This window comes from Tsukamurella sputi, from assembly GCF_007858445.1.
Taxonomy (GTDB): domain Bacteria; phylum Actinomycetota; class Actinomycetes; order Mycobacteriales; family Mycobacteriaceae; genus Tsukamurella; species Tsukamurella sputi.
Genome location: NZ_VIGV01000004.1, coordinates 299765 through 325069, shown reverse-complemented (window position 1 = coordinate 325069; position 25305 = coordinate 299765). Strand labels below are relative to the sequence as shown.

Below are 25305 nucleotides of genomic sequence, written 5' to 3'. Positions count from 1 at the left end.
CGTCAGCCCTCGTCGGCGAGGCCGGGGGTGATCCTGGAGAGCGCGGCGCGCAACGCGGTGACGTCGCCCGGAGTGAGGCGGTCGAAGACCAGCCGGCGCACCTCCTCGACGTGGCCACGGGCCGCGCCGTCGAGCGCCGCGAAACCCTCGTCGGTGAGCTCGGCGTACGCGGACCGCCCCTCCGCGTGCCGCACCAGCCAGCCGCGTTCGCTCAGCTTCCGCAGGACGTGCGACAGGCGCGAGGGCGAGGAGTTGGCGGCCTCCGCCAGCGCCGACAGCCCGAGGGTGCGCTGCGGGGCCTGGGACAGTTGCGAGAGCACCATGAACTCGTAATGGGTGATCCCGGCGTCGGCCCGCAGCTGTGTGTCCAGCTTCGCCGGCAGTCGCATCGCCACGTGGATCAAGGGCAGCCACGCCGCCATCTCCTCGTCCGACAACCACCGGGTGCTCCCCGCGTCCACCATCACACCCCCGAACATCACGTGGAGACCCAGTTTACCGGCTGCGCATTTCGGTGAACGGCGCATCACCGAGGTGGGTACATTGACCGTATGAGCAGTCCGACCACGACGCCGGGACCGACCTCCGATGCGGAGATCCCCGCCTACCTGGAGGCCCTCGGCATCCCCGGCCTCGCGGACATCCACGTGCACTTCCTCCCCGAGCCGATGCTGGTCAAGGTGTGGGACTTCTTCGATCGCGCGAGCGCGGAGTACGGCCGGGAATGGCCGATCCGCTACCGGTTCGACGAGGACACGCGGCTCGACCTGATCCGCGGCATGGGCGTGCGCGCGATCCCCGCGCTGACCTACCCGCACAAGCCCGGGATGGCCGTGTGGCTCAACGACTGGTGCGCGGAGTTCGCGCGCCGCGTGCCCGACGCGATCCACTGCGCCACGCTCTATCCCGAGCCGGGGGTGGGCGAGTACGTCGCGCAGGCCGTCGCCGACGGCGCCCGACTGTTCAAGATGCACGTCCAGGTGGGCGTCTTCGCGCCCGACGACCCGCTGCTCGACCCCGCATGGGAGACCCTTGTAGCGGCACGGATCCCCGTGGTGATCCACGCCGGCTCCGGCCCCGTGGAGGGCCCGTACACGGGTCCCGACCGCGTGGCGGAGGTGCTCCGGCGCCACCCCGAGCTGACGCTCGTCATCGCCCACCTCGGCATGCCGGAGTACGACCGCTTCGCCGATCTCGCCGAGCGCTTCCCGAACGTCCACCTCGACACCACGATGGCGGCCACCGACTTCACCCAGCGCACCGCACCGATGCCGCCCGGTTACGTCGAGCGGCTCGGGGCGCTGGCCGACAAGGTGGTGCTGGGCAGCGACTTCCCCAACATCCCGTACGACTACGCGCACCAGCTCTTCGGCCTCGCCCGCTTGGGCCTGGGCGACGAGTGGATGCGCAAGGTGCTGTGGCACAACGGTCGCGCCCTACTGGAGCGCGCGGGCGCCTGAGTCCGGGCCGATACGATGGCCCCATGCAGATCCGGCGCGCCGTGGTGGCGCTGCTCGTCGCGGGGACCCTCGCGGCGTGCGGCGGCGCCCCGTCGGCGCCCGAGGCCCTCTCCCTCGAACGCTCGAAGGCCCGCTTCGAGCAGGTGGGCGTCGACGAGACCCGCGCGGACGTGACCGCACTGGTGGCCGCGGCCACCCGCCTGGGAGCGCGGCTCGCGGTGGGCGATCCCCGCGCGGGGAGCACCGCCGTCTCGCCCTGGTCCGTCCTGAACCTGCTGGGCATGCTCCGAGCCGGCGCGAAGGACGAGACCGCCGGGCAGCTCGACACCGCCGGGCTCGGTGCGGCCGGGAACCTGCCGCGGGCGATGGCGGCCCTCACCGGCCAGACCGCGCAGTGGGCGGGAGACCCCGGCACCGTCCCCGCGAGCTCCCCGCCCCCGACGCCGCTGTTCCAGTCGCAGGTGGCACTACTGACGGCGAAGCAGCCCGAGGACCGCCGCGTGCGCGCCGACTACCTGGACCGCCTTTCCGCCTCCTACGACACCGGCGTCTACCCCGTGGACTTCGGCCCCGGCATCGGCGAGCCGCTGGGCGAGTGGGTCGCGGTGAACACCGGCAGCAGCTTCACCTCCGCCCCGCTGCGCACCGATCCGGACACCCGGCTCGCCGCCGCGACCACCGCCTACCTCGCCGCCGCGTGGCGCTCGCCCTTCGACGCCGCCCGCACCCGGCCCGCACCGTTCACCGCCGCCGACGGCACCGTGCTCGATCCGGCCACCATGCACGGCACCGTGCCCGCGCGCGTGGCCGCCGGCGAGGGCTACACCGCCCTGCAGCTCGACTACGGGACGACGCTGGCGCTGCAGATCGTGGTTCCCACGCCCGGGACACCGCTCGCCGACGCCGCGAGCGAGGGTCATGCCACCGCGGCACGGATCGCGCTGGCCGGCGCACCGTCGGCCTTGCACGAGGTCAGCCTGCCGAAGTGGCGCGCCGCCACGTGGACCTCGCTCGTGGCCCCGCTCCGGGATGCCGGCCTGACGGGGCTGTTCGCGGGCCCGGGGCTGGACGGCATCGCCCCGGGATCCCCGACGCTCGCCGACGCCCGCGCCGCCGCCGTACTCACCGTGGGCGAGAAGGGCACCGCGTCGGACGCCGCGACGACTCCCGCAGCCCCCGAGCCCGCGCCCGGACCCGCCCCCTTCGTCGTGGACCGTGCCTTCGCGTACTCCGTGGTGGACACGGCGACCGGGCTCCCCTTACTCATGGGAACGGTCAGCCGCCCGGGCACTTAACACCCGAACCCGCGTCTACTATTGCTGCATCAAAATTGTTCTCAGGGTTATCTTTTCGCCAAAGTCTCGACTTCACGTTAAGGTTGAGACATGACCTCGACGTTGACCCGCCCGCTCCGCGCGGCGGCTCGTTCCGCGTGGGCCCTCACGGGCACCGCGCTGCTCGCCGTGCTGATCGCGCTGGTCGCGGGTGGCGCCGCCTTCCTCGTGGCCGCGGGGACCACTCCGCCCGCCCCCGCTCAGGAACGGGAGAACGCCGAGAACACGCGCGTCGCCCTCAAGGCGGCCGATGAGTCCCGCGCCCTGTTCGGGCTGCTGTCCAACGCGGTCGTCTCCGCGAGCACCGGGCTGAACACCTCGGCGAGCTCGGTGCCGCAGATCTTCGACAGCGTCGACACCGCCAAAACCGGTGCGGAACAGTTGGTCTCCGGGCTCGATGAGGCCTCCTCCCTGTCCGCGGCGCTGAACCAGGTGAACCGCGCGACGGCGGCCCTGGGCGGCGCCCTCGAGCGGACGCAGGGCCTGCAGCAGGTGACCGCCGGTACCCGCGCGACGCTGGTGGCGCTGCGGGGACGCCTCCTCGAGCATCCGTCGCCCGGGTCGGCCGAGGCGGTCGCGCAGCTCGACCGCGCGCTGGCGGGTTCGAAGGGCGTGGGCGCACTCGACGACGTGGCGGGGCTGCGCAGCACTCTCTCGACCATGACGGGCAGCCTGAGCAGCGCCTCCGCGAACGCGGACGCCTCGCTGGCCTCCGCGCGGAGCGCCGCCCGGCAGCTGCGGGACGGACTGACGAAGCTGGCCTCGGCCCGCAAGGACGTCAACGCCTCCGTCGCCAATCTGACCACCGGCGTCGGCCAGCTGAAGACGGCACTGGGCGCCATCGACGGACAGCTCGCCCTCACGCAGACGCGACTGCGCTCCGTGACCAGCGCTCCTGCCCCGGCACCCGATCCCGGCATCGCGCGTCCCCTCGCGTGGGCGCTGGTCGTCGGCGGCGCGGCGGGCACCGTGACCTACCTGGTCTCGCTGGGCGTCGCGCACCTGCTGCGCCGCCGGACGGACGCCTCCGACGCCGAGGTAGTCGCCGAGCCCGAGGCCGTCGCCGGCTCTGAGGCCGTGGATACCGCTGCGGCGGAGAATGGTACGGCGGAGACCGCCGAGACCGGCCACGGTCGCGTGCTGCCACCCGTCGTGGCGGAGGACGGCACGCCCATCGAGGACACTCCCGCCGACGAGGCCGAGGCCTCCGCTGCGCCGGCCGCATCCGACGACGCGGACCCGGTCCGGCCCGAGGGCACGGCGCTCACGCCCGGGAAGCGAGCGAAGCACCGTCGGAACCGGTTCCGCGCAGCGCCGGCCGACGACACCAACCCCTATCTCTCGGTGGCCTTCTCCGGCAGCGCGGGCTGACCCGCGAGGGCGGCGCTACTCGTACACGCCCTCCACCTCCCATCCGCCGGCGTACTGCAGGAGCAGCGCCCGCCCGTCGTCACGGCCCGGCGCCGGCTCGAGCAGTACCTGGGCGCGGGCGCGCGGCTCGGCGGTGCCGTCCGCCCACCACCGCTCGTCGATCAGCCACGGCCCCGCCCACCAGCTGAGCGTCCAGTCGCGCGAGCCCCAGGCGAGGTGCGTGGGCTCGCCCGTGAAGGCCCCGCGCTCGGTGACCCGTACCGCCTCCCCCGCGGCATCGGTCACCGTGACCGCGGCACCCGTGATCAGTACCGCGGGCGCGGGTTCCGGCATCCGCCCCGGCCACGGCGCCGCCGGATCGTGCGCCGGGACCACCTCGTCGCCCAGCGGTACCCAGGTGACCCGCTCGGCCGGACCGCGGCCGCCGCTGCGCACCGCCATCCGCACCGCCTCTCCCCCGAGCAGTCCCTGCACCCGGACCAGGGCCCGGCGGAACCGGGCGGCGGCATCGGCATCGTCACCCCACATGCCCGCCTGGAGCGCGCCCGCGTCCACCACCTCGACCGGTTCGAGCCGCAACAGGGAGATGGGCGCTCCGGGGCCCGCGCCCGAACCCGCGCCCCGTTTCGCACCCCGGCCCCCGGTGAGCCAGCCGTCGATCTGCCAGCGCACCCTGTCCGCAGTGCCTTCGGGGGTGAGCGGTTCGGCGCAGCGCCAGATCCGGCTGTGCCGCTCGCCGTTCTCCGCGATCGCCGAGACCTCCAGCCGCAGGCAGGCCACGCCCGCCGCGGACAGCTTCCCGTGCAGCTCCGAGGCCAGGGCGCGGCCGGCGAAGGCCGCCGCGTCGACCCGGTCGATCGGTGGATCCGGCCGCAGCTCCACCTCCAGCCCGGGCGGCAGGGCCGCGGTGGACGGCGGCCGGTCCGGCACTGCGCGGGCCTGCCGGTGCGCGGCGATCGCGTCGGTCCCGAAGCGGGTGGCGACGTCGGTCGCGGAGAGCGCCGCGAAGGCCCCGACGGTGCGCAGCCCCAACCGGCGCAGCAGATCCAGCAGCTCGGTGCGATCGCCGGCGGCGAGCGCCGGCTCGGCCCCCAGCTCGGCGATGGGCAGCGGCGACAGGAAGAGCGGCGACTCCCCCGGCGGCACGACGACCCCGCGCCGGGCGGCCAGGGCCGCGGTGAAGACCTCGTCGGCGATGCCGACGAGGGACTCCACCCCCACCGACGACGCCGCGTCCACCAGTCGCTCCGCCGCCTGCTCCTCGCCGCCGAAGAAGCGCACCGCGCCCCGTGCGGGGATCACCACGAGGCCCGGGCGCAGCACCTCGATGAGCGGGATCAGCGCGGCCACGGCTCCCGCCACGGGTTCGAAGAGTCGCGCGTCGCGCCCCTCGTCGGCCTGGGTGACGTGCAGCCCCGGGCATCGGGCCTGCGACTCGCGGCGCTTCATGCCGCGCCGCACCCCATCGGCCCGGGCTGCGGCGTTGCACGCCACGACGCGGTTGCCGTGCAGCACCGCGACCGGGTGGTCGGGCGCCAGATCCGCATCCGCCGCCGCGGCGGCCGCGGGCCAGTCCGGGCACCACAGCGCGAGGATGCGCTGCTCCTTCGCGACGGTCGCGGTCACCGGGCCACCGCCAGTCCGGTGTTCGACGGTGCCGCGCCCCGGTAGGGGTTGACGCAACCGCGGCCGCGGGCGGAGAAGACCAGGTCGATCCCGCGGATCCGGCCGCGGCCGGGGCGGGAGCCGAGGCCGGTGTATCCCTGCACCCGCGCCCCGAGGTGCAGCGAGGCGCCCTCCCAGCGACCGCCGGTGACCAGCAGCACCGATCCCCGGGAACGGGCCCGGGCGGCGATCGCCCGGCCCCGGCTGGGCGGCACCGCGATGCCGCCCAGCTCGCACAGCACCACGTCGGCACCGTCGAGCAGGATCGAGGCGACGGCCACCGGATCCGCGAGCGGGCCCTCGATGAGCGCGATCCGCTCCGGATCGGCCCCCTGTTCGAGTGCGGCGGCCATACCGAAGCCGGACACGCCGCACAGAGCGACGCTCGATCCCGCCCGCGAGACGCTGGCCACCAGCGAGACCGCGAGCGAGCCCGCGCCCGCGATCTCGGCGACGGCGCCGCGCGGCAGGCCCCCGCCCGGAAGCATCCGGGCGAGCTCCTCATGGACCGGCAGCACACCCGTTCCGATCTGCGCGGATTCATCCTGCAGCGGCACCTCCCTCGGTGCGCGCGCCTTCGCCGGACGATGCTTCTCCGGTAGCGCCGCGAGCCGCTTGCGCAGCTCCGCCAGCTTCTCCTCGCGGTCTCCGGCCAGCGCTTGAACACGTGCGGACACTTGTCACACCCCTCCCCTACTTTCGGATCCCGCGTCACCGATCAGTGCGGAAGCCGAGCCACGGGGAAGACATGACTAGAACTTCTGTTCGATCTGATCTCAGCGTAGATCCGCGCTCCGAACGCCGTCAAGCGTCGAGGTAGGAGAGGTTTCCGTAGCGCGATGCGCACGGCGCATCACGGGATCGGCGCAGCTCACAGCCGCTTTCCCACAGCGAGGCGATGCGTCGCGCCCATCACCTCGGCATCCGGCCACAGCCCTCGGAATGACAGCAGTCAAGTATCCCAAGGTACATGTTTACACCCACACTGGTTCGCCTCAATATAGCGTGTAAGCATGACCACTACCTCCGACCTGATCGAGAAGCTTGAGTACGCCTTCGAGGCCGGTCGGTTCTCAGGCGACACAATCTACGCCGAGAGTGAGACTGCCCACACGTTGGGCAAAGAGAGGTTTGACGAGGCGGTCCGCCTGACTCGTCGCGAGTGCCCATTCTCGGACGCGGAAAAGGCTGCCGAGCTTTACGGCTGGGCGGCAGGGATTTCCAAAGCGAACAACCTCGGCTACGAAGAGGATTGTGAAGCGCGCTTAGCGATGTTGCTGGAGTGGGTTGTTGTCCCGAACAGGGATGAGGCGCGCCTTCGGGCCTCTCAGTTGATGTACGAAATCGGCGAACGATTTCTCGTCCGGGGCGAAAAGAACCTGGGAGCAATGCAACTTACTAATGGTGCGTTAGCAATCGCAGAGATGAATAATGCCACTCCCGCCCAGCAGGAATCTGCGGCAGCTACGCTTCGCCGTGCATTAAAAATGCGAGCGCCTGGCTCAGCAGATTTCGCCTACGGTCTGACCAATCTCGCAGTTATCGAGACCCAGCAAGTCGGGAGATTGCCGAAAACGGAGCGGTCGGCTGCGTACAGGAACGTGCTTCGAAAGCTAAATAGAGCGAACAAGCTGTTTGTAGCGAACAAGGAGAGGGTGCCTCGTTCGATATACCAGGACGCCGTGCTGGAAGCGCTTACCCGCTGGTTGTCCCACGAACTCGACTTGGCCAGAGACAAGGCCTATTCAAGCTCAATTCCCGAGTCAGAGAACGTAGACCTTAGGGGACTATCGAAAGCAGAATACGTATCAGCAATAGTTTCCAATTTTGCTGCACTAGGCCTAGACTCGCTTCCTGAATGGGTGCCTAAACCTGAACCAATCACACAGGCCGCGATCGCCAAGATTCCGATGTTTGAGGATTGCATTAGGCGGGCGAAAAGCTACCTAGACGCGACTACATCGACACATGCCCCGATCCATCTCAAACTGTACAATCTGCGACGGATGGCACGCCAGGAAGTTGACTTCCCATATAGTGCGATGGACAACTTATTTTCTTCAGGGCAGTCGGAGCTGTTCCTCATGTGGGCAGTAAAATGCATGAAATGGCAAGACAGTGTTGCTCCCCCCGAGGACGGACGATATCGGAACTTGATGAAGCGTTCTGGGCAATGCATCCGAACACTTCGAGCTACTTGGTCTGATCGCGACATCGAGAGACTTCTGGCGAGGAATCCCCTTGAGTTCCGCTTCATTGCCTGCGAGTTGGCTCGATTGGGAGAGTGGCAAGATTCGTTCGAGTTACTAGAGGCAACACGTGGGCTCGTATCGTCGAAGACCCTGAACGATGACACCGACAGGTTAAGTAATGTCGTCGATTCTTTAACCTGGGTGCATGTCACGAATAGTCCGATGGGGACATACGCGGTGTGTCTCCGAGACGGGAACTTTTCCGGGCGCGAGTTCCCTTCTCTTAATGGTTCCAAATTGTCAGCCCTTTTCGCGAATATCACGGGCTCTGGACTGCTACTCGAGCAGAACGCAAAAGGGCCGACCGCGGCGAATACGGCACAAGAGATCGCGCGTGCAATAGCGCCTGTGGGAGACTGGATCTTTGAAGCTTCTGGGGCCGAGATCGTCCTGATGCCAGGGGGCTACTACCAAGCCTTTCCCGTGTGGTCAATAGGTATGCTAGGCGAGGCCGTTTCGAACGACGAAAAGCGGGTAAGCAATTCTCCGTCAAGGAACATCGCTTACAAGAATTCCGTTGCTCGCGCTCAGCGGCATCAGCGTCGACCCTTGATTGCGATTGAAGAGGCTAGCTCTGCTCCTGGGTTCGACCCGCTCCCGTGGTCCCAGCACGAGCCTAGAGTCCTGTCTTCGATATGCGACTCTATCGAAGTTGAGACCAGCCCGGCGACATTTGATTCTCTGTCAAACTCACTTGCCAGATCTCTGGCCACGCATTTTACGGGGCACTCATACGCAGACCCCAATCCGTATTTTTCAGCGATTGTAACCTACGGGGAACGTGTAACTGTCGGAGATCTACTTGGGTTGGAGATTTGCAATGATCTGGTAGTCCTGGGATCATGCCAGTCAGGACTAGCGCTCAACTTCATGCAGCAAGACGAATACCTCAGCATTCAGTCGGCTATATTCTACGCGGGTGCCAGGTACTGCATCGGGACATCATGGCCGGTGAAGGATTACGTTGCTTTCGCATTCAGCGTGCAGTTCTATTCGGCGATGAAGGGGCTTCGTCACGCCGGTGACGTTGGATTCGCCACCACGCGGGAGTCGGTTGCACATGTGGTTCGCTGGATGCGCAACTCAACACTTGAAGATGTCAATAGACTATTTTCCGAGCACCGGGTTCCGCTACTGGAGGGCGATCCTGCGGCGCCAGCTTTTAGGTACTACGACTGGGCGGCCTTCGGTGTAATCGGCACATCCTTGTGAACTGACGGAGACTTCCATTTGGCGTTGTCGGCAAGGACGCGCGCGGTCCAACTCTGGCGGCGTTTCCACACCTTACGTACTGATCCACGCCACCCAGCAGTCCTCAAGCAACCTGTTCAGTTCATCGCCCATATTGGTTAGACGCACCAGCCAGGCGATCGGTTCCCAAGCCGTCCCGCGCGCCTCACGTACGCGTGTACACGTCGATGTGCGCGCATTGCGCAGTCGGGCGCGCAGCATTGCGCTCGGGAGCCGTGTGGACGTGCTGCACGTGCTGTTGCTGGTCACGGCGCTGACGTGGCTCTTTCCCTACGCCTTGGAGTGCCGGCCCCAGTCACTTATGGTCCTCACGTTCAACCGTGAGCAAAGCTCACGACCCCACCGAAAGGACCAATCATCGTGGCTACCAACAACTTCACCAGCATCGAGGCCGCCGAGAAGGTCAGGACTCCCGACGCTATGGCGTCTCGCAAGTTCCTCCGCGCGGTCGGCTACGATAAGCGCGCCGAGGAAGGACATGCACGCTACGCGTTCGGCTCCAAGGACTTGACCGCTCTCAAGCGCCAGTACGGGGCCTACCTCAAGGAGCAGGAGGCCAAGCGCACCAAGGCCGACGACGCGACCGACGAAGCCTGACCACACCCAACGGGAACATCGCCTCCGCTCTCATGCGGGGGCGGTGGAATAGACCCGGCTCAGGGCGCCCTGTAAGGGACGTCGGATGTGGTCACCGCGACGTGACTCAGGTCAGGTTGACCGGCTAAGAATCTCTCGATCGAGTATTTTCGGGCCTCTTCATGCGGGCCCGGACCAACCATAACCTCACGCACAGACTTGGGATCGAAACCGATCCGCATTCGCGGAATCAACCCTAATGCGGACTGTGAATAGAAGGTCTCCGCACCGCCAGATATACAGATACGTCGTTCCCGCTCCGGCCAGAAGGACTGGTGCTTCAAGAGCATTGATATCTCGACTAGTCGCCTAAGAAACGCCCGAAGAGACGGGGATTGATCGTAGGTTAGATCGCCTTCCTTCCCTGCTCGAGTTCCCTGGAGAAAATCGTTCACCGCTTCGTCTACGCGCTTTTGCAGGTTCCATGTCTGATACTCAACAAGCGCTGCAGTGATCGTTGGCTGGTCTGTTAGCGTGGCACCACTCTCATCCACCTGTTGGATCGATTCTTCAAACGCTTGTCCGTCGAACTGAATTGAGTACCCCCCGCCTCGGTTGCCATACGCCTGCCACTGCGTCAGTGAGTCGCTTGCACACGACAGACATGAGACAAACGGAGCGCTGTCCCGAAGCAAGGTGTCGCGCGAGGTCAATGCTGCAGCACCCACGAACTGGTACAGCTTGTGCAGGACGTTCGCCGTGCTAGTCCATTCCTCGTCAGCCTCCTTGTCGACCAGTTTCGCGGCCTCCTTCTCACCATGCTTGAGCAATTCATTGATCCAGGATAGGCCAAACTCGATCTCGGACGAGTCGTTTAGGTAGTAGGTATGAGTGGCCCAGATTTGACTGCTTGAAAGTATCCCCCACAAGCCTCCAATATCGGTGTAGTGGAACAAACCCATGTCATCGTGCCACGGGTCGACTCGCGAGGCGTCGAGGTTGTAAGACCAGTTCGCAAGACTGAATTCGGTGTTCGCCTCAGGGGGCTTAATCTTCACGGCCACGCAGAAAGCATCCCAGGTAATCCCGACATGCTGTGACCGATTCGCCGCATGCACGACCTCCGGTGAGCGCGTGTTGGGCTCTCAGCACCGATCTCAGGCGCTGCTACGCGCCTCGGAGCTTGACCCGTCCACATGGAAGAACACGATCACGTCGTATTGCGCGGGATCACGAAGCCAACGACCAAGCTGCGGACGATCGAACGGCGAGCTCTTACCTGCCGACACATCGACATCTTCGGCCACACCAACCACGTCGTACCCACGTGCCTGACATAGCTCCTGACATGCGGCAAGCTGACGTTCAGGGCTTGTGGTCGCGTCGGTCACGCGAGACAGTCGAACAAGGTCTTCAGGTGTGCGCTGAGGGCTGCCCCTAGTGCCTATCCCGCGGCGCGCAAACGATCAGTGCTCTCATGAAGTGATCCCAGCCGCCACTCCCGAAGATCGCCGCGTCCGACTTCACCGCGCCCGGACGAATGCATGCGGATCGCCCGCATACCGGGGCGATCCGCCTTCATCGAGCGATCGGAGTATCAGCCCACGCGGTTCGGATCGTGGTGCGCGGAGGCGGCCGCGACGGGCGACAGGTCCGCCGTCGCCGCGTCGACGGTCGGTGTCCTGGTGATCAGCTTGTGCCCCCACCACAGCCCGAGGAACAGGATCAGGGCCGCGTACGTGGTGAACCAGAGACCGATGCTGGGGCCCGAGCCGGAGTCCTGGTAGGCGAGATAGCCCTGGCCCGCGATCACCGCGATGGACATGAGCAGCGCCACGATCGGTCCCGCCGGGTACAGCCACGCCTTGTACGGCAGCGCGTCGAGCGAGCGGCCCTGCACGTTCCACGCCCTCCGGAACTTGTAGTGCGCCCATGCGATGCCGATCCAGGTCACGAAACCGGCCACGGACGAGGCCGCGACCAGCGCGGTGTACGCGGCACCGTCGCCGACGAAGCTGGTCAGGAAGCACAGCGCGCCGATGGCCACCGTCGCCGCCGTGGCCGCCACGGGAACGCCCGACCGGGAGACCTTGGCGAAGATCCGCGGGGCGTTCCCGTCGACCCCGAGCCCGTACAGCGCGCGGGTCGCGGCGAACAGGCTGGCGTTGCCGGCGGAGAGGATGGCGATGAGGATGACGGCGTTCATGATCGACGCCGCGGCGTCGATGCCAGCCAGCTTGAAGACCAGCGTGAACGGCGCGACGGCGACGTTCTCCTCCGAGGCGTCCAGCAGCTCGGGGCTGGTGTACGGGATGAGGAAGGAGATGATCGTCAGCGTCCCGATGTAGAAGACCAGGATGCGGAAGAAGACGGTGCGCACCGCCCGCGGGATGGCGCTCTTCGGCTCGATCGCCTCTCCCGCCGCGACCGCGATCATCTCCGTGCCCTGGAAGGCGAAGCCGGCGATGAGGAAGACCGAGAGCATGCCGAGCGGCCAGTTCACGAAGGGCGCATCGCCGACGGTCCAGTTCGAGAAACCGGGGGACGGGCCGTCGCCGACCACACCCAGCACCATGAGCACGCCGACGATCAGGAAGACCACCACGGCGATCACCTTGATCGAGGCGAACCAGAACTCCGCCTCGCCGAAGGCCTTCACCGCGAACAGGTTCAACGCCAACAGGCCCGCCAGGAAGATCAGCGACCACAGCCACGAGGGCACGTCGGGCAGCCAGAACTTCATGATCAGGCCGCCCGCCACCACCTCCGCGGCCAGCGTGATCGACCAGTTGAACCAGTAGTTCCATCCGGCCGCGAAACCGAAGGACTTGCTGACGAACCGGGTGCCGTACTCCTCGAACGGGTTGCTGCACGGCATGTAGGCCGACATCTCGCCGAGGCTCTGCATGAGGAAGAAGACCATGACGCCCATGAGCGCGTAGGCCAGAAGGGCGCCACCGGGGCCGGCCTTGCTGATCGTGGCGCCGGACGCCACGAACAGGCCGGTGCCGATCGCGCCGCCGAGCGCGATCATGCTGATGTGGCGACTCTGCAGACCTTTGCGGAGAGTTTCGTCTGGGGTGATTCCAAGCGGGCTGGACACCCGATGAGAGTAGCGACCCCGACACCGCTGCGGTTAGCATTCGCAGCGTCATGTTCTCCTACGACACCCGATCCGCACTCGCGAGCGCCGCCGACCTGGTGAACACCGCCCCCGACGCGCGCACCGAACGCGTCGAGCGCCTGCCCGACGTCGATGCGCTGCGCGCCTTCGTCGAGCGCTGGGGATGGACCGGACCGATCCCCCTGCGTGAGGACGAGCTGAGCCGAGTACACGCCGTGCGGCGCGTCCTGCGGGGCCTCTGGGACCTCGCGGGCGACGAGGCCGGCACCGTCGACCTGGTGAACCGGATGCTGCGCGATGCGGCCGTCCTCCCGCAGCTCGTCCGGCACGACGACTGGCCGTACCACCTGCACGGCTGGAACGACGCGACGCCGATCGCGGAGCGCTTCCTCGCCGAGCCCGCGATGGGCATGGTCGACGTGGTGCGCGCCGGTGCCCTCGATCGGCTGCGCCGCTGCGCCGCGCCGGACTGCGCGGGCGTGCTGGTGGACTTCAGCCGCAACAGCTCCCGCCGATTCTGCGACGACGGGTGCAACAACCGCTTGAACGTGGCCGCGTACCGCGCGCGCCGGGCCTGACCCTTAGGATCAACGGCGTGGCGGAATCGACGGGTGCGGGCGGAGCGATCAGGGGCGTTCCCGGGCCCGACTACCTCGTTGCCGGACGATACCGCCTGACCTCCAAGATCGGCGGCGGCGGCATGGGCGCCGTGTGGCTGGCCCGCGACGAACGCCTGGAGCGCGACGTGGCCGCCAAGCAGGTGATCTCCACCGCGGGCCTCACCGAGGAGGAGGCGCAGGAGCTCCGCCGGCGCGCACTGCACGAGGGGCGTCTCGCGGCACGCCTGCAGCACCGCAACGCCGTCGCGATGTACGACGTGGCCCTCGACCGCGGCGAGCCCTGGCTGGTGATGGAGTACCTACCCTCCCGCTCGCTCGCCCAGGTCCTGCACATGACGGGCACGATGCCGGAGCGGCAGGTCGCGCAGATCGGCGCACAGATGGCCGATGCCCTCATCGAGGCCCACGAATCGGGCATCATCCACCGCGACATCAAGCCCGGCAACATCCTCATCGCCAACCGCGGCCGGGCGTCGGGCACCGTCAAGCTCTCGGACTTCGGCATCGCCCGGGCCAAGGGCGACGAGGCCGGCCCCGCCGGCATCATCACCGGCACGCCCGCCTACTTCGCGCCCGAGGTCGCCCGGGGCACCGAGCCCTCGGAGGCCTCCGACCTGTACTCGCTGGGCGCCACGCTGTACACCGCGCTCGAGGGTGCGCCGCCCTTCGGCGTCGACGAGGACTCGATCGCTCTACTGCACAAAGTCGCTCTGGGACAGATCAATCCGCCCAAGCACGACGGTCCGCTGATCCACGTGATCCTCGACATGCTGCAGCCGAGCCCGAAGCGCCGCCCCTCGCTCACCGAGGCGCGGGACCGGCTCGCCGTGGTCGCCGCCGGCGGCGGCAATCCCGCGGCGATCCTCAGCGCACCGCTCCAGGCCGGGGACGGCGCGCCGGCCGTCTGGCTCCGACGGTCCGCCGGCGAGCGGACGCCCGGCGACCGGGCGGGGTCGGCGCGCACGGCATCGTCGGGCCCGATCGAGCGCAAGCGCCCCGTCCCTCCCGCGCCGCGGCCGAGCACCTACACGCCGCCGCCCGTCGCGCCGCCGTCGAAGATGTCGAACGCCGTGCTCGCGGCATGGATCATCGGCGGCTTCATCCTGCTCGCCGCGATCGTCGCGGGCGTCATCATCGCCCTGGGCTGAGCCCCGCGATCAGTCCGCGAGGTGGCGCGTGTGCGCCCAGCGGGTCAGGGCGTTGCGGTTGCTCTGCTGCGTCTTGCGGAGCACGTTCGAGGCGTGCGTCTCGACGGTCTTGACCGAGATGAACAGGTCCTCGGCGATCTCCCGATAGGTGTACCCCCGGGCGAGCAGGCGCAGCACCTCCAGCTCACGAGGGGTGAGCGAGTCGAGCTCCGGGTCCAGCGCGGGCTCCGGCACGGGCGAGCGGCCGGTGAACGAGTCGAGCACGAAACCGGCGAGCCTCGGAGAGAAGACCGCGTCGCCCTCCGCGACGCGGCGCACCGCATCGGCCAGCTCCTGCCCCGAGATGGTCTTCGTGACGTAGCCGCGGGCGCCGGCGCGGATCGTGGCGATCACGTCCTCCGCGGCGTCGGACACGCTGAGCGCCAGGAAGACCGGCGCCTTCTCCAGCTTCGCGCGCGGGGCACCGTCGGCCACGCCGCGCAGCACGGCGACACCGCCACCGTCGGGCATGTGCACGTCGAGCAGCACGACGTCCGGTGCGGTGGTCAGGATGCCGGAGACGGCCTCCCCGACGGTGCCCGCCTCACCCACCACCTCGATGGCGTCCTCGCGGGCCAGCTCGGCGCGCACGCCGGACCGGAACACCCCGTGATCGTCGACCAGGAACACCCGGTAGCTCACGCACTCTCCTCCGCATTCTCCGGCGCGACGCTCTCGTCGTCGCCGATCCTCGCCATCGACAGCCGCACCTCGGTACCCCGGCCCGGGGAGGTGCGCACCGCGACGCTGCCGCCGCGACGCTCCATCCGGGACCGGATCGACTTCGCCAGGCCCTGCCGGTCCGACGGTACCGCGTCCGGGTCGAATCCGACGCCGCGGTCGCGGACGAAGACGGAGACCGTGCGGTCGTCGACCTCGGCGTAGGTGTCGATGCTCTCGCACCCGGAGTGCTTGGCGGCGTTCACCATCGCCTCCTTGGCCGCGCCGAGCAGGGCCGTGAACCGATCGTCGACCCCGAGCTCCGCGCCCTCGACATCACCCACGGTGATCACGTCCACCGCCACCGAGTGCGCGTCCTCGACATCGGCCGCGGCGGCCTTGAGCGCCGCGGCGAGGGACTGCGCGGGAGCCTCCGCGCCGCCGAACAGCCACTCGCGCAGTTCGCGCTCCTGGCTGCGCGCGAGGCGCTTGACGGCGGCACCGTCGGCGGACTGCTTCTGGATCAGGGCGAGCGTCTGCAGCACGGAATCGTGCAGGTGCGAGGCGATCTCCTCCCGCTCGATGGTGCGTACCCGGGCGGCGCGCTCGGCGCTCAGGTCGCGCCACATGCGCACCCAGACCGGCACGGTGAGCAGCGCGACGCCCACCAGGGTGAGGACGACGGCGGCGAGCGCCGTCGGGAGTGCGGCCACGTCCACACGGCCCAGGAAGACCACCGCCAGCCCGACGATCACCAGGGTGACACCGCCCAGCATGCGCAGCCAGGTGATCAGGCGCGAGCCGCCGCCGTGCGTGGTCGACGGGCTGCGGGCCGAATCCGCCTCGCGCCAGACCAGGGCGGCGCCGACGCCGATGACGATCACGGGGACGACGAAGCCGGCGCTGGTGCTGCTCGCCACCGAGGCGAGGGTCGCGGCACCGACCACGCCGAGCACTGCCAGCGCGAGGCCCTGCCTGCGCTCCGCGGGGTCGGGCGGCGCTGTGTCGGCGCCTGGGCGGCACATGAACCACAGCAGCGCGTACATCACCACGCCCGCGCCGAGGAGCGCGAGCAGGGTGAAGGCGATGCGGACCTTGACGGCGTCGACGCCGAGGTGATCGGCGACGCCCCCGCACACGCCGCCGATGACGGCGCCCCCGTTGCGGCGGTGCAGACGGGGGTAGGTCGGGGCGGGGGCCGGCTGCACCTGCGGCGGCACGACGGCGGGCGCCGGCACGGCCGGACGGTACGTGGCGGCAGGCGTCCGTACCGCCTGCTGCCAGTTCTGCCAGGCCTGCTGGCGAGCCTGGTGCCGCGCCCTCCGGCGCTGCGTGAGTCTGCTCATGATCCCTCGATGGTGGCACGGATCGTGGCGCACGGGTATCGGGGAAGCCCCTGAATCCCGGTCGCACCCCGAGTCGCGGACCGGGGAATTCAGGGTAGATCCCGATGGACCGGGGCCGCCGCGCCCCGCAGGATCGAAGGCATGGATACGACAACCCTCTCCAGCCAGGTACGGCAGATGTGGGAGACCAGGCCGCTACGGGCCCGGCAGGCGCCGATCGGCGGCGTGTGCACGGGATTCGCGCGCCGCTACCAGGTGGACGTCGCGCTGGTGCGCGCCGCCTTCATCGGTGCGACGGTGTTCGGCGGGCTCGGTTTCGTCGCCTACATCGTCGGAATCTTCGTGCTCCCCAAGGAATCCGAGTACGCCTACGGCACCCCCGTCCAACGCTCGGGCCCACCGACCTTCGTGCTCATCATCGCGGCGGTGCTCGCCGTGACCTTCGGCGGTGGCATGAGCTCCTCATGGCCGGGCGCCGGATTGATCAGCCTGGCCCTGCTGCTGGCCGGTTGGTACGCGCTGCACCAGCGTCTGCCGGTGCCGCCGCCCGGCACGGCCGTCTCCACGCGACTCGCGCCGGCCGCCCCCGTCGGGGCGTGGCAGCCGCCGGCCGCACAGTTCCCGTGGCAGCCCGTCTGGACGCCGCCCGCGGGTGCCCAGGGCTCCCCCGCCGCACCGCCGGCCACGCCTCCGGCCCCGGCGCCGGAGGACGACGGGACTCCGGCGCAGGCATCGGAGCCCGCGGCCCCGACCGGGCCGGCCGCGGCACCGTCGGAACCGGTGAACCTGCGCAGGGCTCCCGAGTCCGCTCCCACCGTGCAGACCCAGCAGACCGAGGAGATCCACCCGCCCCGCTGGGATCCGTTGGGCGCGGCCCCCTTCGCCTGGGATCTCCCCGAACCGGCCGCGGCGACCGCACCCGCCCCGGTCACGCCCAAGCGGCGAACCCGCGTCACCCCGGTGACGCTCGGCATCGCGCTCCTGACGGCGGCCGCCATCGCCACCGTCGACCTCGTTCTCGGCGTGTCGATCTCGCCCGTCGTCGCCGCCGCCATCGTCCTCGGAGTGGTGGGCGCCGGACTCGTCGTCGGCGCCTTCCGGCGCAGCGGCTACGGCCTGCTCGCCGTCGCGATCCCGCTGGCCGGCTTCGTCGTCGTGGGCACGATGGCGCAGAGCGTGATGACCGGCCTCGCCGACGCACCGCGCGGCGACCGGCAGTTCACGATCGCCGACCCGAACGCCCTGCAGGAGCAGTACGTCCTGCAGGCGGGATCGCTGAAGCTCGATCTGCGCGAGCTCACCCTGGACCGCGACCGCACGCTGACCACGCGAGTGGGTGTGGGCGAGACCCGGATCCAGGTCCCGCAGGACATGAACGTGAAGGTGCGCTGCACCGTGACCGTGGGTGACGCCCAGTGCCCCGACGGCCTGAACGCATCGCCGAAGCCCGGCGGCCCGACCCTGACGATCGACGCCCAGAGCAACGTGGGCAGTGTGGAGGTGGACCGTGTCCGCTGAGAAGACCACGGCCGGTAGAACATCCGCCTCGCCCGCCCTGCTCGTCGCCGGGATCGCCGCCCTCGCCATCGCCGCCTGGGCGATCGTGGGCGGCCCCCGCCTCGTGGATGCCCGCACCCTCCTCGGCTTCCTCGCGATCGGCGCCGTCGTCGTCGCGGGGGTGACCCTGATCAGGCCCCGAAGAGGCTCCGATTCCGCTCCGCCCACTGCGCCAGGCTCATCGGCGGACGGCCACTGAGTTCCTCGACCAGCGAGTTCGCCTCCTGCCGGTACCGGCGGGAGGCGTCTTGCAGGTCCAGGTACCAGCCGGCCATCTCGTCGCCCATCTGGGCGGCGAGCGCGGTCTGCGCCGCCTCCCGGCCGACCTGCTCGAACCGGACCGGGCGCCCGATCCCCTCGCCGATCGCCGCGGCCATCTCCACGCGGGTGAGGAAGCTCGGCCCGGTGAGCTCGTAGACCTTCCCGACGTGCGGGGCCCGCTCGTCCGCGGCGAGGAGCGCCGCGGCGACGGCGGCGATGTCCTGCATGGCGATCGGTGCGCTGCCGGCATCGGGGTAGGGCTCACGGACCACGCCGGTGGCGACCTGTCCGGCCCAGCCGGCGAAGTTCTCCATGAACTCGCCCGGCCCCAGCACCGTCACGTCGATCCCGCTGGCGAGGATCGTGTCCGTGAGCGCCTGCCAGTGCGCGCTGCCGGACGTGGCGACCACGTACTGCACGCCGGCATCCTTCGCGCGCCGGAGCACCTCCGCCGCCGTCGGCTCGTAGGGCGCGAGGTACATGGCGGTCACGCCCTCGAAGGCGCTGCCGTGGGCACCGTCGAGCGTCTGCGGCTTGCCGATGAAGCCCCGGAACGCCTCGACTCCGTGCGGCAGTGCCGCTTTCGCGGGGTTCGTGGTGAGCGCGCGGATGTCCGTCACGCCCCGCGCCAGCAGCTCGTCGACCACTTTCCGCCCGATGTTCCCCGTCGCACCCGTCACCAGAATCGTCATGGCATCGACGGTACCGACGGCAGCGGTCAGAAGCTGACCGTTACTCCCACTCGATGGTCCCCGGCGGCTTGCTCGTCACGTCGAGCACCACACGGTTGACCTCTTCGACCTCATTGGTGATGCGGGTCGAGATGACCTCGAGGGTCTCGTAGGGCACGCGCGTCCAGTCCGCGGTCATGGCGTCCTCGGAGCTGACGGGCCGCAGCACGATCGGGTGGCCGTAGGTGCGGCCGTCGCCCTGCACGCCCACGCTGCGCACATCCGCGAGCAGGACGACGGGGCACTGCCAGATGGTGCCGTCGAGGCCCGCGGCGGTGAGCTCCTCGCGGGCGATCGCGTCGGCCTTGCGCAGCAGGTCCAGCCGGTCCTTGGTGACCTCGCCGACGATGCGGATGGCCAGGCCGGGCCCGGGGAAGGGCTGGCGGCCGACGATCTCCTCCGGCAGGCCGAGCTCGCGGCCCACGGCGCGGACCTCGTCCTTGAACAGCAGGCGCAGGGGCTCGACGAGCGTGAACTCCAGGTCCTCCGGCAGGCCGCCCACGTTGTGGTGGCTCTTGATGTTCGCCGTGCCCGCGCCGCCGCCGGACTCCACGACGTCCGGGTACAGCGTGCCCTGGACCAGGAACTCCACCTTCGTGTCCGCGTTACCGACGACCTCGCTGACGGCGCCCTCGAAGGACCGGATGAACAGCTCGCCGATGGTCTTGCGTTTGGTCTCGGGGTCGCTGACTCCGGCCAGGCGGTTCAGGAAGGTCTCCTCGGCGTCGACGGTGACCAGGCGTGCGCCCGTCGCGGCGACGAAGTCGGTCTGGACCTGCTCACGCTCGCCCTGCCGGAGCAGACCGTGATCGACGAAGACACAGGTCAGACGGTCGCCGATGGCCTTCTGCACCAGCGCGGCCGCGACGGCCGAGTCGACGCCGCCGGACAGGCCGCAGATCGCCAGGCCGCTCTCCCCGACCTGCTCGCGGACGTCCGCGATGAGCTGCTCGGCGATGTTCGCCGCGGTCCACGTGGGCTTCAGCCCGGCGATCTCGTACAGGAAGCGCGTGAGCACCTCCTGGCCGTGCGGGCTGTGCAGCACCTCGGGGTGGTACTGGACGCCGGCCATCTTCTTCTCGACGTTCTCGAACGAGGCGACGGGGGCGCCGGGGGTGGAGGCCACCGTCGTGAAGCCCTCGGGGGCGACCTGCACGGCGTCGTTGTGGCTCATCCACACCGGCTGCTCGGCGGGCAGGCCCGCGTGCAGCAAGCCCTCGCCGTTCGGGGTCAGCGTGGTGCGACCGAACTCGCGCCCGCCCGTGTTGGCGACGGTGCCGCCCAGCGTGCGGGCCATCATCTGGAAGCCGTAGCAGATGCCGAAGACCGGAACACCCAGGTCGAAGACCTCGGGGTCGAGGTTGGGTGCGTCCTCCGCGTACACCGACGCGGGGCCGCCCGACAGCACGATGGCGGCCGGGTTCTTGGCGCGCACCTCGTCGGCGGTGATGGTGTGCGGCACCACCTCCGAGTAGATCCGCGCCTCGCGGACTCGGCGCGCGATCAGCTGCGCGTACTGCGCGCCGAAGTCGACGACCAGAACGGGGTTGGGTGAGGAGTCCGTCACCCGGGCCAGTCTAGTCGCGGGCGGCGGCGCCCCACGACATCAGGGCGGGACATCAGGGCACGTCCACCAGGTCCCACAGCGGCACGTGGGCGTACCAGGGGAAGTCGTCGGGCGTCACGTGGACCTCGCGCCCGGCGAGAATCGCCTCGTTCTCACCGCGCGCGTGCGGGGACAGGACGTCGATGGCAGCCTCGGCGACGCGCTGGAGATCCGCCCCGTCGAACCGGGCCCACAGCACCCGGCAGCGTCGGTCCGCCGGGGGCACCAGCGGGTGCTCGACTGTCCACTGGCGGTGGAGCGACGGATCCTCCGGAGAGGCCGTGAACTCGAACGACGCCGCGCTCGCGGCGAGCCGGTCACCGATCGACGCGATGACGCGCGGCTCGTCGTCGGGTCGGATGAAAACGGTCACGAGCGGGAATCCTGCGGACATGCGGTCACGCTACGACGCCGGGCCCGCCCTGGTCATCAGGGTTTCTCCGGGTCCCTCCCCTGATCCGTCGACGTTCAGGCCTCGCGGCGGCGGACCATCTCCGTGATCCAGATCGGGGCGAAGGGCGAGACGCAGCCCTTCGACACCGGGTAGTCGGCGAGCACCTGCAGCTCCTCGCCGATCTCGATCGCGCGGGCGCGCCGGGACTCGTCCTCGATCCCGATGGTCGCGAGGGTCTCGTTCATCGCCCACTGCAGCTTCGGATCGGCGTCGCGCATGTCGCGCTCGATCTCGTCCAGGAGCGCGTCCCGGTCCAGGTCGGCCGTCGTGACCGCGTGCGTCGTGAGCGTCCACCCGGCCGCGCGGACCCGCGGGTCGGCATCGCCCCACCACCGCGCCCGCAGGTCGGCGGCGTGGAGCGACTTCTTCACCAGGTAGTTGAGCAGCCAGTCGTGCGCCTTGTCGCTGCGGGTGGAGCGCAGCATGGCGTCCAGCTCGTCGGCCGAGAACTGCTTCGGCTTCACGATGAGCAGCGCCACCAACTGGGCCGCCACATCGCCCGAGGTCCACAGGTCGGCGGCCAGCTCGTGGTCCGTACCGAGCGACTTCGCCAGCGCCCGCAGCTTCGTGAGGTTCACGCCGTGCGGGTCACCGTGCCGCTCGTTGACGGCGCGGGCCTTCGGGTCCTCCAGCGCCGCCAACTCGGCCAGTACGTCGTCGACCTTCGTCATGGCATCGACGGTAGCGCCTGTGAATCCACGGCCGTACCGACCCACGAGGCCAGATCCGGCCTCCTGTAGCCGCTGAGCCGTGGATTCACAAGGGACGTCAGGCCTGGGAGTCCTGCGATTCCTGCGCCGGCCGGACCTTGGGCAGCGGCAGCAGCAGCTGGCCGGGGGCGCCCGCGGGCACCGCCGGCGACGTCGGCGCGACCGGCGCGATCCGCTGGTAGCCGGTGCCCTGCGCGGGACGCGGGTCCTGCTCGCCCTTGTTCGGCCACAGCGACGCCGCGCGCTCGGCCTGCGCCGCGATCGACAGCGACGGGTTGACGCCGAGGTTCGCGGAGATGGCGGCACCGTCGACCACGAACAGCGACGGGTAGTTGTGAATGCGGTGGTACGGGTCGATGACGCCCGTCTCGGGGGTGTCCGAGATCGCGGCGCCGCCGAGGAAGTGCGCGGTCATCGGGACGTTGAAGATGTCGCCCCAGGTGCCGCCCGCCACGCCGTTCAGCTTCTCCGCGCCGATCCGCGCCGCCTCGTTGCCCGCGGGGATCCACGTGGGGTTCGGCGCGCCGTGGCCCTGCTTGGAGACCATGCGCCGCTTCTTCGAGCCGGGGATCTTCTTCGTGTACGTGGTGATCGAGTTGTCGAGGCTCTGCATCACCAGCAGGATCAGCACGCGCTGGCCCCAATCCTTCTGGGTGAGCAGCAGCTTCAGGTCCGACGGCTTCTTCGCGAGGCCCTTGACGAAGCCCGAGAGCCGGGTTCGGCCCGCGCCACCGTCGACCAACAGGGTCTGCAGCAGGCCCATGGCGTTGCGGCCGGGGCCGTAGCGGACGGGCTCGATGTGCGTGTCCGGTGTCGGGTAGAAGGAGCTGGTGATCGCGACACCCTGCGAGAGGTCCTGCTCGGGGTCGGCGTGCACACGGGCCGACCCCAGGATCGACTCGGAGTTGGTGCGCGTGAGCACGCCCAGGCGGTCCGAGAGCTTCGGCAGCGCGCCGGTGTCCTTGAGCGAGTGCAGCAACGTCTGCGTGCCCCAGGTACCGGCGGCGAAGACCACGTTGTCGGCGGTGTAGACCGTCCGGTTCTTGCGCGCGACGGCACCGGTGCGCACCGTCGACACCTCCCAGACACCCTTGCGACCCTCACGCAGCCCCGTCACGGTGGTCATCGGGATGAACCGCGCGCCGCCCGCCTCAGCCAGGTGGATGTAGTTCTTCATCAGCGTGTTCTTCGCGCCCACGCGGCAGCCCGACATGCACTGCCCGCACTCGGTGCAGCCCGTGCGGGCGGGGCCCGCGCCGCCGAAGAACGGATCCGGATCCGTGCGGCCCGGCTGGTTGAAGTACACGCCCACCGGCGTCTCGGTGAAGGTGTCCGCGACACCCATCTCCTCCGCGATCTGCTTGATCACGCGGTCCGACGGGGTCTCGTGCGGGTTCTTCACCACGCCCAGCATGCGACGGGCCTGGTCGTAGTACGGGGACAGCTCGTCGTCCCAGTCGGTGATGTGCTTCCACTGCGGATCGTTGAAGAACGGCGCGGGCGGCTTGTACAGCGTGTTCGCGTAGTTCAGCGAGCCGCCGCCCACGCCGGCGCCGGCGAGGACGACCGCGTCGTTGAGCAGATGGATCCGCTGGATGCCGTACAGGCCCATCTTCGGCGCCCAGACGAACTTCTTGAGGTTCCAGGTGCTCTCGGCGAAGTCCTCGTCCTCGAATCGCTGACCGGCCTCGAGCACACCGACGCGGTAGCCCTTCTCCGTCAGGCGCAGCGCCGTGACGCTGCCGCCGAACCCGGAACCGATCACGAGCACGTCGAAGTGATCGCCCGACTTCTGCGCGATTGCCTTTGCCATCTGGCACTCCTCACCCGTCCACGAGGACATGTGTCTCCACCGAGCCGCGGCTGAACGGCCCTACTGACGGGTAACGGTACTACTAAACGCCACTCAATAACAGGCCTTCGCGCTCAGTACGCGACGTTCAGTCCCACCTTCTGGAACTCCTTGAGCTCGCTGTACCCGGCCTTCGCCATCGACCGGCGCAGGCCCCCCACCAGGTTCAACTGGCCGTTCGGCTCGGTCGACGGGCCGGTGAGGATGGTCTGCAGCGAGGGCGCCGCTCCGGCCGGGGCGTCCTCGCCCGCGTCGAGTCCACCGAGCTGCGCGGGCGCGACCGCGCCGCGCGGCATCGACGGATGCGCCGCCACCGACGGCCAGTACCAGCCCTTGCCCGGCGCCTCGGCGGCGATCGCCAGCGGCGCGCCCAGCATCGTGGCGTCGGCGCCGCACGCGATCGCGCGCGCCACGTCGCCCGCGCTGTAGATGTCGCCGTCGGCGATGACGTGCACGTACCGGCCGCCGGTCTCGTCGAGGTAGTCCCGACGGGCCGCCGCCGCGTCCGCGATCGCCGTCGCCATCGGCACGCCGATGCCGAGCACCTCGCGGGTGGTGGTGGCGCCCTCGGCCGAGCCGTAGCCGACGATGACGCCGGCTGCGCCCGTCCGCATGAGGTGCAGCGCGGTGCGGTGATCGCTCACGCCGCCCGCGACCACAGGAACATCCAGATCGCCGATGAAGGTCTTGAGGTTGAGCGGCTCCCCCGCCGAATCCTCGGCCGAGACGTGCTCCGCCGAGATGATCGTGCCGTGGATCACCAGCAGGTCGATGCCCGCCTTGATCAGCACCGGCGTCAGCTCGCGGGCACGCTGCGGCGAGACGCGCACGGCCACCGTCACCCCGGCGTCCCGCACCCGGCCGACGGCCGCGGCGAGCAGCTCCGGATCGAGCGGCGCGGCGTGCAGCTCCTGCAGGCGGCGGATGGCCGCGATGCCGGTGATGTCGCCCGCCGCCAGCTCGACGACCTGCTCGAGCTGGGCCTCCGCGTCGCGGTGCCGGGAGAACAGGCCCTCGGCGTTGAGCACGCCCAGACCACCCAGCTTGCCGAGCTCAATCGCGAAGTCCGGCGAGCCGATCGCATCCGTCGGGTGCGAGAGGATCGGGGTGTCGAAGCGGTACGCGTCGAGCTGCCAGGCGGTGGACACCTCCTTCGAGGAACGGGTGCGCCGCGACGGGACGATGTTCACGTCCTGCAGCTCGTAGGTGCGCCGAGCCGTGCGGCCCATGCCGATCTCAACCATGTCGCGCAACGCGCTCAGTCCTTCCGATTCCGGAGCGGCCGCTC

22 protein-coding genes and 1 pseudogene are annotated in these 25305 nt (G+C 69.4%); 9 read left to right on the top strand and 14 right to left on the bottom strand.

Features of this window, described 5'->3' with window-relative positions:
* Positions 1-2 precede the first annotated feature (2 nt).
* The gene (locus FK268_RS14475; protein ID WP_146435256.1) at positions 3-479 is read right to left on the bottom strand and encodes a MarR family winged helix-turn-helix transcriptional regulator; all 477 of its coding nucleotides are present in this window, start codon (positions 477-479) and stop codon (positions 3-5) included.
* A gap of 72 nt (positions 480-551) precedes the next feature.
* On the opposite strand from FK268_RS14475, the gene FK268_RS14470 reads away from it, so the two are divergent.
* The 3 genes from FK268_RS14470 to FK268_RS14460 all read left to right on the top strand — a co-directional run bounded on the left by FK268_RS14470 (position 552) and on the right by FK268_RS14460 (position 4165).
* Positions 552-1460, top strand: a complete 909-nt coding sequence (locus FK268_RS14470; RefSeq protein ID WP_146435254.1) for an amidohydrolase family protein — start codon at positions 552-554, stop codon at positions 1458-1460.
* A gap of 23 nt (positions 1461-1483) precedes the next feature.
* A complete protein-coding gene (locus tag FK268_RS14465) occupies positions 1484-2755 on the top strand; it encodes a serpin family protein (RefSeq protein ID WP_146435252.1) in 1272 nt (423 codons plus the stop codon).
* Positions 2756-2845: 90 nt separating this feature from the next.
* Complete coding sequence (locus FK268_RS14460; protein ID WP_146435251.1) at positions 2846-4165, top strand: hypothetical protein; 1320 nt, start codon at positions 2846-2848, stop codon at positions 4163-4165.
* A gap of 15 nt (positions 4166-4180) precedes the next feature.
* On the opposite strand, the gene FK268_RS14455 is transcribed toward FK268_RS14460, so the two are convergent.
* Both FK268_RS14455 and imuA' read right to left on the bottom strand, forming a co-directional pair.
* Complete coding sequence (locus FK268_RS14455; RefSeq protein WP_146435249.1) at positions 4181-5791, bottom strand: DNA polymerase Y family protein; 1611 nt, start codon at positions 5789-5791, stop codon at positions 4181-4183.
* Positions 5788-6507 carry a DnaE2-dependent mutagenesis accessory factor ImuA' gene (gene imuA', locus FK268_RS14450; protein WP_146435247.1) on the bottom strand — a complete coding sequence of 240 codons (720 nt, stop codon included), beginning with the start codon at positions 6505-6507 and terminating at the stop codon, positions 5788-5790. Before imuA' ends, FK268_RS14455 begins: the two co-directional genes overlap by 4 nt.
* Before the next feature lie 336 nt (positions 6508-6843).
* On the opposite strand from imuA', the gene FK268_RS14445 reads away from it, so the two are divergent.
* Positions 6844-9294: a CHAT domain-containing protein gene (locus FK268_RS14445; RefSeq protein ID WP_146435245.1), complete on the top strand. Its 2451-nt coding sequence runs from the start codon at positions 6844-6846 to the stop codon at positions 9292-9294.
* 399 nt (positions 9295-9693) lie between these two features.
* On the top strand, positions 9694-9930 hold the full coding sequence (locus FK268_RS14440; RefSeq protein WP_146435242.1) for a hypothetical protein: 237 nt from the start codon (positions 9694-9696) through the stop codon (positions 9928-9930).
* 59 nt (positions 9931-9989) lie between these two features.
* Here FK268_RS14440 and FK268_RS14435 read toward each other — a convergent pair whose 3' ends face one another.
* The 3 genes and pseudogenes from FK268_RS14435 to FK268_RS14425 form a co-directional block, all read right to left on the bottom strand.
* Positions 9990-10973, bottom strand: coding sequence for a DUF2971 domain-containing protein (locus FK268_RS14435; RefSeq protein WP_146435240.1), 984 nt, complete (start codon positions 10971-10973; stop codon positions 9990-9992).
* Positions 10974-11099: 126 nt separating this feature from the next.
* Positions 11100-11357 (bottom strand): annotated as a pseudogene (locus tag FK268_RS14430) (recombinase family protein); the annotation flags it as partial.
* A 149-nt stretch (positions 11358-11506) separates the two neighbouring features.
* Positions 11507-13012 (bottom strand): amino acid permease, encoded by a 1506-nt coding sequence (locus tag FK268_RS14425; RefSeq protein ID WP_146435234.1) that lies wholly within the window; start codon positions 13010-13012, stop codon positions 11507-11509.
* Between the two features lie 50 nt (positions 13013-13062).
* On the opposite strand from FK268_RS14425, the gene FK268_RS14420 reads away from it, so the two are divergent.
* Together FK268_RS14420 and FK268_RS14415 are read left to right on the top strand one after the other, a co-directional pair.
* Positions 13063-13611 carry a CGNR zinc finger domain-containing protein gene (locus tag FK268_RS14420; protein WP_146435231.1) on the top strand — a complete coding sequence of 183 codons (549 nt, stop codon included), beginning with the start codon at positions 13063-13065 and terminating at the stop codon, positions 13609-13611.
* A 17-nt stretch (positions 13612-13628) separates the two neighbouring features.
* Positions 13629-14801 (top strand): serine/threonine-protein kinase, encoded by a 1173-nt coding sequence (locus FK268_RS14415; protein WP_146435229.1) that lies wholly within the window; start codon positions 13629-13631, stop codon positions 14799-14801.
* A 9-nt stretch (positions 14802-14810) separates the two neighbouring features.
* Here FK268_RS14415 and FK268_RS14410 read toward each other — a convergent pair whose 3' ends face one another.
* Entirely contained in the window at positions 14811-15482 is a 672-nt protein-coding gene (locus FK268_RS14410) for a LuxR C-terminal-related transcriptional regulator (RefSeq protein ID WP_146435226.1), read from the bottom strand.
* Positions 15479-16846: an ATP-binding protein gene (locus FK268_RS14405; protein ID WP_146435223.1), complete on the bottom strand. Its 1368-nt coding sequence runs from the start codon at positions 16844-16846 to the stop codon at positions 15479-15481. The genes FK268_RS14410 and FK268_RS14405 overlap by 4 nt, the downstream gene beginning before the upstream one ends.
* 141 nt (positions 16847-16987) lie before the next feature.
* On the opposite strand from FK268_RS14405, the gene FK268_RS14400 reads away from it, so the two are divergent.
* The gene (locus FK268_RS14400) at positions 16988-18364 is read left to right on the top strand and encodes a PspC domain-containing protein (protein ID WP_146435220.1); all 1377 of its coding nucleotides are present in this window, start codon (positions 16988-16990) and stop codon (positions 18362-18364) included.
* Complete coding sequence (locus tag FK268_RS14395; RefSeq protein ID WP_146435217.1) at positions 18354-18602, top strand: hypothetical protein; 249 nt, start codon at positions 18354-18356, stop codon at positions 18600-18602. The genes FK268_RS14400 and FK268_RS14395 overlap by 11 nt, the downstream gene beginning before the upstream one ends.
* On the opposite strand, the gene FK268_RS14390 is transcribed toward FK268_RS14395, so the two are convergent.
* The 6 genes from FK268_RS14390 to FK268_RS14365 form a co-directional block, all read right to left on the bottom strand.
* Positions 18535-19356 carry an SDR family oxidoreductase gene (locus FK268_RS14390; RefSeq protein WP_146435215.1) on the bottom strand — a complete coding sequence of 274 codons (822 nt, stop codon included), beginning with the start codon at positions 19354-19356 and terminating at the stop codon, positions 18535-18537. The genes FK268_RS14395 and FK268_RS14390 overlap by 68 nt on opposite strands.
* Before the next feature lie 40 nt (positions 19357-19396).
* On the bottom strand, positions 19397-20962 hold the full coding sequence (gene guaA / locus FK268_RS14385) for a glutamine-hydrolyzing GMP synthase (protein WP_146435212.1): 1566 nt from the start codon (positions 20960-20962) through the stop codon (positions 19397-19399).
* Between the two features lie 52 nt (positions 20963-21014).
* Positions 21015-21395: a hypothetical protein gene (locus FK268_RS14380; protein WP_146435209.1), complete on the bottom strand. Its 381-nt coding sequence runs from the start codon at positions 21393-21395 to the stop codon at positions 21015-21017.
* A gap of 74 nt (positions 21396-21469) precedes the next feature.
* Positions 21470-22126 carry a DNA alkylation repair protein gene (locus FK268_RS14375; protein ID WP_146435206.1) on the bottom strand — a complete coding sequence of 219 codons (657 nt, stop codon included), beginning with the start codon at positions 22124-22126 and terminating at the stop codon, positions 21470-21472.
* 97 nt (positions 22127-22223) lie between these two features.
* Positions 22224-23978 carry an FAD-dependent oxidoreductase gene (locus tag FK268_RS14370; protein WP_146435203.1) on the bottom strand — a complete coding sequence of 585 codons (1755 nt, stop codon included), beginning with the start codon at positions 23976-23978 and terminating at the stop codon, positions 22224-22226.
* A 113-nt stretch (positions 23979-24091) separates the two neighbouring features.
* Positions 24092-25270, bottom strand: a complete 1179-nt coding sequence (locus FK268_RS14365) for a GuaB3 family IMP dehydrogenase-related protein (protein WP_146435200.1) — start codon at positions 25268-25270, stop codon at positions 24092-24094.
* Positions 25271-25305: the final 35 nt, after the last annotated feature.